Here is a 4,912-nt window from a genome sequence, read left to right on the forward strand (position 1 = left end):
ATCCTTTGTTCCCATTCAATTCTTAGTTCAGATTTATTCATCGCAAAACCTCCGCAAAATTTGATCTTTAGAAGATTATCGCATATAAAAAAGCGCCAAACCATGTGGGGATAGTTTGACGCTTACGCTAAAAACAAACGACTCAGGTTTGAACTTCGATGTTTCTTTAATGCCGAAATATCTTTAATTTGATTATGTCTAATGTTTATAAAATAAATTCCTTCTATTTCCCCCAATGGGTTAATATCAGAGATTTTGTTGTGTCTCAGAGTTAAATAATAAAGGCTACTAATATCTTTGATTGGACTGATATCACTTATTTCATTATGAGAAAGGTTTAAATCATTGATAAACTTACAATCCACTAAAGGAGTAATATCACTAATACCACAATTCTCTAAATAAAGTTTCTCCAACCCATTAAAAATATGAAATGTATTTGGCTCTGTTCTTTCCCTTTCATGCTGCTTGAACTGTTCTATATACAAATTTCCAATAGGCGACAAATCTGAGAAACTACAGTTCTGTAAATAAAGGTATCTAAGACTCATCAAACTTTGTAAAAAAGACCATTCCTTATTATCACTGCCTAGTACATACAATTCTTTCAAATTGTAAAACCCTTTCAAAAAGCTAAGGTTTATTGTTGGAACGTATATATGCAGTGATTTAATATGGACAAAATGCTCCATATCTGCAATCCATTGACCATTATCCGAATCATTTACATTGAAAGTGATGTCGGGGAATATCATACTAAATGCTGCTGAATCCCCAATCCAAGGGATTGGAAAACCTGATGCCTTTCCAACCGTAACCATTATCCCTTTAACAACCGATAAATCTTCTGCTGTAATTCTTTCGGATTTAATATTTAGCAGTTCTTTTACCGACCTTTCAAAACCCCTGTCTTTAAATTCAACAACACCCATCGCATTAACACCTCTTCGACTTAAATAAGTTTAACCAGCACTTTTACCGTTAATCGTGTCTTGTAATATAGCTCAAAAACTTTTTTTATAAAAGATATAAAAGCTGATTAGAGCCAGTCACAAAAACTAACCAATTTTCCTTAATAAAATCTACGAGTTATTAATTTATCCCCTACATTAATTAATTTATGGGGGATATTTTTTTCAACCCCTACAGTTGTTTCAAGAGATTACTTATACCACTTAGGCAGTTATAAAAAAACTGTCAATACAATTATAAGGTGTTGGTAATTATGGTATTTTCTAATTCTTATTTATTTCTGGGGTTATTTTCTGGGCTAGAGATCTGTAAATCAAATATTTTCTCAAGAATGCTTAAATGTTTTTCGGGGGTAATTTAAATGCAAACTTTAAAGTTAAGCGTAGATGTAACAATACCCGATGAATTTGTAGTTATCACTAAAGTTGAACTAGAGGAACTAGAAAAACAGCAGTTATTAGGAAAGTATTGGAATATGAAGGATTTAGAAAAACAAATCAACAAAAAACATGAATGGATTAAAGAAAATATTCTTTACCCAAATAGATTTAGAAAAATCCTAGATGTCGATAACGGTGGCTTTGTATATTACCCAAAGTCAAAAGGGCAAACATGGTCATTTCACGCACTAAAAATGGCTGAATTTCTAGATAAACATTTCAATCCGATTTTTTCAGAAAATTAATAACTGTCTAGGAAATATTGCTATACATTTAATTGCATTCCCTATATCATACGAGTGAACCGTTATTTCACTCGTCATCCAATAATCAAGAAAACAGGTGATAAAATGGCGAGCTATCAAAAAAGAGGTAACTCTTGGCAATACATCGTTAGTCATATAGTAAATGGTAAATCAAAACCTATTAGAAAATCAGGTTTTCGAACTAAAAAAGAGGCTCAAGTTGCAGCTGCAGAAGTTGAGGCTCAATTATCAAAAGGTGTAATGCCCTCTTTAAAAAAGATTCCATTTGATGAATACTTTGAGAATTGGATAACAATTTACAAGAAAAATAAGGTTAGTCTTGTAACACTTGAACATTATAAATATTCATTAAAAGCTGTTAAAGACTATTTTCAAAGTAGAGCAATTCAAGACATCAAGAGACAGCATTATCAAATCTTTTTGAACGAGCTTGGCAAAGGAAAAGCAAAAGAAACAGTTGCCAAAATAAATGGACATATAAAAGCATGTGTTAAAGATGCCATCGAAGAACAAGTAATACAAATCGACTTCACAAGAAAAACAGAGCTCTCTTGGACAGTACAAGAAAAAAAATCAACAGAAAAGCATTTAAATTATGAGGAAAGTGAACGATTATTACAAAGCATATGGAGGAAACTTGATGAAGGATTAGGCTATTCACTGCTGTTATTAGCAATTACTTCAGGCATGCGTTATGAAGAACTCATTGGACTCACAAGGACAGACTTTGACTTTATTAATAATACGATAACTATAAACAAAACATGGGGTTACAAAAAGAATTCTCCAACAGGATTCGGTCCAACTAAAAACGAGCAGTCCATTCGGACTATTAAAATGGATCAAAAAACAATGAGTCATTTTATAAAGCTATTTAAAGTAACACCTACAAACATTAAACAATTAGTATTTTATAGTCCATCTTCAAAGTACAAAGTCATTAGCAATACAAACGCAAATAAGTTACTGAAAAAATTATTAAATGAATTAAAAATTTTTGGAATTACTCTTCATGGTTTAAGACATACGCATGGAAGTGTATTACTCTACAAAAAAGCATCTATCCAATATGTAAGTGAGCGTTTGGGTCATGGAGATATCGAAACAACATTAAAAGTGTATACACATGTTTTAAAAGAATTACGGATTGAAGATGAACAGCTAAGTACGAATACTTTTGAGCAGATGATTGTGTAAAAAAATGTGTAAAAAAATTTCAAATCTCATCGTTTCCTAACGAATACTCTTAAATAAAAAGAAGCTCATAAACCCCGTTATATCAAGGTTTATGAGCTATCTAAAAATTCTTATCGTAACTAAAATTTTCTTAAAAGTACCGGTGGTCGGGGTCGAACCGACACTCCTTTTGGGAACACGATTTTGAGTCGTGCGCGTCTGCCAATTCCGCCACACCGGCATAGGCAAATGAAATAAAAAAGAATATTAACAATTTAATATTCATATAAGGGATATTACTTTATAAATGGTGCCGAGGGCCGGAATCGAACCGGCACGGTAGTCACCTACCGCAGGATTTTAAGTCCTGTGCGTCTGCCAGTTCCGCCACCCCGGCAAAAGGATATTAAAAAGGCGACACCCGGATTTGAACCGGGGGTAAAGGTTTTGCAGACCTCTGCCTTACCACTTGGCTATGCCGCCATGGAGCGGAAGACGGGATTCGAACCCGCGACCCCCACCTTGGCAAGGTGGTGTTCTACCACTGAACTACTTCCGCAAATTTTCAAAAAAATAAATGGCTGGGCTAGCTGGATTCGAACCAGCGAATGACGGAGTCAAAGTCCGTTGCCTTACCGCTTGGCTATAGCCCATTGAATATACTTCATGACAAATCTTCAAGGACTAATACATAATTGTATAGTTTTAAAATAATGGGGCGACTGATGGGGATCGAACCCACGTATGCCGGAGCCACAATCCGGTGCGTTAACCACTTCGCCACAGCCGCCATAATATTGGCAGGGGTAGTAGGAATCGAACCCACATTGGAGGTTTTGGAGACCTCTGTTCTACCATTAAACTATACCCCTATTAAAGATGGTGGAGGGGGACGGATTCGAACCGCCGAACCCTCAGGGAGCGGATTTACAGTCCGCCGCGTTTAGCCACTTCGCTACCCCTCCAGTATATGGTGCCGGCTAAAGGACTTGAACCCTCAACCTACTGATTACAAGTCAGTTGCTCTACCAATTGAGCTAAGCCGGCATATGGTGGCTCGAGACAGAATCGAACTGCCGACACGAGGATTTTCAGTCCTCTGCTCTACCGACTGAGCTATCGAGCCATATATCATAATGGCGGTCCCGACCGGAATCGAACCGGCGATCTCCTGCGTGACAGGCAGGCATGTTAACCGCTACACCACGGGACCATTTGACATTTAAATTTTTTGGTTGCGGGGGCAGGATTTGAACCTACGACCTTCGGGTTATGAGCCCGACGAGCTACCAGACTGCTCCACCCCGCGATAATTATATAAAGTATATTATTGTATATGGTGGAGGATGACGGGATCGAACCGCCGACCCCCTGCTTGTAAGGCAGGTGCTCTCCCAGCTGAGCTAATCCTCCGACACACAGGATGTGCTACTGCTTTCGTTGCGACAGGACGTCGCGCATTTAGTAGCATTCCTTAATTGGTGACCCGTACGGGATTCGAACCCGTGTTACCGCCGTGAAAGGGCGGTGTCTTAACCGCTTGACCAACGGGCCAAAATATATCTCAAAAGTGGCGGAGAGCGAGGGATTCGAACCCTCGAGACAGTGTTAACCGCCTACACGATTTCCAATCGTGCTCCTTCGACCACTCGGACAGCTCTCCATGGCTCCACAGGCAGGATTCGAACCTGCGACCGATCGGTTAACAGCCGATAGCTCTACCACTGAGCTACTGTGGAATGAAGATTGGATGCCTGGCAACGTCCTACTCTCACAGGGGGACAGCCCCCAACTACCATCGGCGCTGAAGAGCTTAACTTCCGTGTTCGGCATGGGAACGGGTGTGACCTCTTCGCCATCATCACCAGACATATTACTAACAAAGAACAAGTATTATTATAAACAAATCGTTTATATTATTCAATACGTTATTCCTTCAAAACTAGATAATCTACATTCATATTGACCGCTTTTCATTGTCCAGCTACAGCTCCCAGCGACTAGTAAACTTCGCTCATCTCTTGTGCGTAAGTCAACATCGATTCGCTTACGCTCATC

General features: G+C 38.5%; 3 protein-coding genes, 16 tRNA genes and 1 rRNA gene. 2 read left to right on the top strand and 18 right to left on the bottom strand.

All coding sequences use genetic code 11. The features are described 5' to 3' along the window. Positions 1–122: 122 nt before the first annotated feature. Complete coding sequence (locus GX497_00005) at positions 123–932, bottom strand: leucine-rich repeat domain-containing protein (protein HHY71633.1); 810 nt, start codon at positions 930–932, stop codon at positions 123–125. A gap of 401 nt (positions 933–1,333) precedes the next feature. Between GX497_00005 and GX497_00010 the strand changes: the two genes are divergently transcribed. Next, positions 1,334–1,657: a DUF771 domain-containing protein gene (locus tag GX497_00010; GenBank protein HHY71634.1), complete on the top strand. Its 324-nt coding sequence runs from the start codon at positions 1,334–1,336 to the stop codon at positions 1,655–1,657. Between the two features lie 105 nt (positions 1,658–1,762). After that, complete coding sequence (locus GX497_00015; protein ID HHY71635.1) at positions 1,763–2,875, top strand: site-specific integrase; 1,113 nt, start codon at positions 1,763–1,765, stop codon at positions 2,873–2,875. Positions 2,876–3,012: 137 nt separating this feature from the next. Here GX497_00015 and GX497_00020 read toward each other — a convergent pair. The 17 genes from GX497_00020 to rrf all read right to left on the bottom strand — a co-directional run bounded on the left by GX497_00020 (position 3,013) and on the right by rrf (position 4,723). Next, positions 3,013–3,095: transfer RNA gene (locus tag GX497_00020), tRNA-Leu, on the bottom strand. A gap of 67 nt (positions 3,096–3,162) precedes the next feature. Continuing rightward, a tRNA-Leu gene (locus GX497_00025) sits at positions 3,163–3,251 on the bottom strand. A gap of 15 nt (positions 3,252–3,266) precedes the next feature. After that, positions 3,267–3,337 (bottom strand) — tRNA-Cys (locus GX497_00030). Between the two features lies 1 nt (position 3,338). Beyond that, a tRNA-Gly gene (locus GX497_00035) sits at positions 3,339–3,413 on the bottom strand. A gap of 19 nt (positions 3,414–3,432) precedes the next feature. After that, positions 3,433–3,507 (bottom strand) — tRNA-Gln (locus GX497_00040). 61 nt (positions 3,508–3,568) lie between these two features. Beyond that, positions 3,569–3,644: transfer RNA gene (locus GX497_00045), tRNA-His, on the bottom strand. A gap of 8 nt (positions 3,645–3,652) precedes the next feature. Beyond that, positions 3,653–3,726, bottom strand: a tRNA-Trp gene (locus GX497_00050). An 8-nt stretch (positions 3,727–3,734) separates the two neighbouring features. Next, positions 3,735–3,819, bottom strand: a tRNA-Tyr gene (locus tag GX497_00055). A 6-nt stretch (positions 3,820–3,825) separates the two neighbouring features. After that, positions 3,826–3,901: transfer RNA gene (locus GX497_00060), tRNA-Thr, on the bottom strand. Positions 3,902–3,904: 3 nt separating this feature from the next. Further along, positions 3,905–3,980 (bottom strand) — tRNA-Phe (locus GX497_00065). A gap of 11 nt (positions 3,981–3,991) precedes the next feature. Continuing rightward, positions 3,992–4,067 (bottom strand) — tRNA-Asp (locus tag GX497_00070). A 19-nt stretch (positions 4,068–4,086) separates the two neighbouring features. Continuing rightward, positions 4,087–4,163, bottom strand: a tRNA-Met gene (locus tag GX497_00075). A gap of 28 nt (positions 4,164–4,191) precedes the next feature. Beyond that, positions 4,192–4,267, bottom strand: a tRNA-Val gene (locus GX497_00080). A 66-nt stretch (positions 4,268–4,333) separates the two neighbouring features. Beyond that, positions 4,334–4,408: transfer RNA gene (locus tag GX497_00085), tRNA-Glu, on the bottom strand. A 17-nt stretch (positions 4,409–4,425) separates the two neighbouring features. Beyond that, positions 4,426–4,517 (bottom strand) — tRNA-Ser (locus GX497_00090). Between the two features lies 1 nt (position 4,518). After that, a tRNA-Asn gene (locus GX497_00095) sits at positions 4,519–4,593 on the bottom strand. A 13-nt stretch (positions 4,594–4,606) separates the two neighbouring features. Continuing rightward, positions 4,607–4,723 (bottom strand): 5S ribosomal RNA (gene rrf, locus GX497_00100). Between the last annotated feature and the right edge of the window lie 189 nt (positions 4,724–4,912).

The organism is Bacillus sp. (in: firmicutes), from assembly GCA_012842745.1.
In the GTDB taxonomy this organism is placed as follows: Bacteria; Bacillota; Bacilli; order Bacillales; family Bacillaceae_J; genus Schinkia.